This window comes from Streptomyces sp. ADMS, assembly GCF_033441795.1.
GTDB lineage: Bacteria > Actinomycetota > Actinomycetes > Streptomycetales > Streptomycetaceae > Streptomyces.
This window is the reverse complement of the sequence record NZ_JAVFVX010000364.1, coordinates 1-725: the sequence shown is the minus strand read 5'-3', so window position 1 is coordinate 725 and position 725 is coordinate 1. Positions and strand designations below refer to the sequence as shown.

Sequence of the window (725 nt, the reverse complement as noted above, 5' to 3'; positions counted from 1 at the left end):
GTTGGGTCAGGGCGTGGGCGTATCAGGGCGTGCTGCATCGCAGCGGCTCCTCGGGTTCGTAGGAGGCGCGGTGCCGACTTCTCGTGCAAAGCCGTCGGCACCGCGCCGATGTGAATCCGCCTCTCAGGGCGGGCCCGTGTCAGGGGAGTTGGTAGCTCCCGGACGCCGGTCTCAGGTCATGCGCGGCAGCCAGCCGCGCTCGTAATCTCAGGCGGTGCACTGGGTCTCCTCATGGCTTCGAGAACGGGGGGATCAACGTGCCCTCTGGGCCGCACTTTTGGACGCGGCAACACGGATCAGCACAGGTCAGCGGGGGTGGAGCCGGGCTCCGCCTCGGTGACATGGCGAGACAGTAGACCGGGATTCCGGCCGCACCAAACGACCGCCGAACCCGGGCCCGGAGTACGACACGGGCTCGTTAGGTGCGGCCGGAAAACGCGGCTAACCTCCGGCGCAACCCCACTCCGAACGACCGCTGTTGACCGCCGTCCGGAGCTGGCCCAGTCCCGTCGTGCCCTGAAAGAGGCCCCGCACATGAGCTACACGCTGCACCGAGGCGACGCCCTCACCGTGCTGAAGACCCTCCCGGACGAGAGCGTCAACGCCGTCATCACCGACCCCCCGTACAACTCCGGCGGACGCACCAGCTCGGACCGCACCGGCCGCACCGCCCGCGCCAAGTACGTCACCAGCGGATCGGCGCACGACCTGCAGAACTTCCCCGG

The 725-nt window shown here is 68.8% G+C and carries 1 pseudogene; it reads left to right on the top strand.

Features of this window, described 5'->3' with window-relative positions:
• Nucleotides 1-534 precede the first annotated feature (534 nt).
• Nucleotides 535-725, top strand: a pseudogene (locus tag RB628_RS41055) (site-specific DNA-methyltransferase); the annotation flags it as partial.